Genomic DNA, 996 nt, shown 5'->3' on the forward strand with positions numbered 1-996 from the left:
AAATAATTGTGGTAAATAGTCCTCCAAATGGACAGAAATATAGCGTTGTTTACGACGATAACTCAAGTCTTTCTTTGAAAACTGAATCACTTTCAAGAAATAGAGACACCATTTTCTGATAACATTCAAGTTAAAGGCTGCGCGCTGGTCTAGGGTCTGGTTATGGTCTTCACGATAAACCACATCCAACAACCAATGCATACTCTCAACCGACCAATGTCCCCTAACACAGTGGGCAAACATTTCTACAGGCTTCTTAAAGCTAATGATAAAAAGCTAATGATAAAAAGCTAATGATAAAATAACGAACTTCCTCTGTTAGCTCTCCATCTTTATCCAAAGTATTCTTAGCCATACCTATGCCACGTAGTTTGGTCCACTTAGGGGGGCGTTCAGATAACCACTTAACATCATATGAAACCCAATAATCACGAACTTCAATTTGACGATGAGCTTTCTCAAGCGTTTGATAATGTTGGCCTTGCTTAGCTAGCTTATCCAGTAATTTTACATCGTTAAAATAAAGGCTAATATCCTCATAAAGACTTCCTTGATTGCCCTTTACTGCGAGACAATAATCTCCCTTACCCTTGATGATTTCATCTACTATCTCCGTTTGAGTCCCTATCGCATCTATGGTCACAATCCCTTTTCTAATGTCAATAAGTCGTTACAAACGTGGAATAGCCGTGATTTCATTACTTTTCTCTTCAACTACAACCTGATCTAGACTAATACGATTATCCCCATCATAAGCCGTTACAATATGATTCGGACGTTGTGTTTTACTACCATTTCCTCGCATAGTCTTACCATCTATAGCTATTAAGCGTTCAACAGTAGCACTTTCTTGAGTCTGACTAAAGTCAACTTTTAACTCCGTTAAAAATTGAGGGTTAAGCATACTCACTACACCTTCTAACGTATCATGAGAAGGACATCCATCACTCAAATCAACATATTGTCCAAGAAGGGATTCATTCATCTCAATAAAAT

The 996-nt window shown here is 37.8% G+C and carries 1 pseudogene; it reads right to left on the bottom strand.

The features are described from left to right. Positions 1-996, bottom strand: a pseudogene (locus E4T82_RS11920) (ISAs1 family transposase); the annotation flags it as partial.

Source organism: Streptococcus cuniculi (genome assembly GCF_004570575.1).
GTDB lineage: Bacteria > Bacillota > Bacilli > Lactobacillales > Streptococcaceae > Streptococcus > Streptococcus cuniculi_A.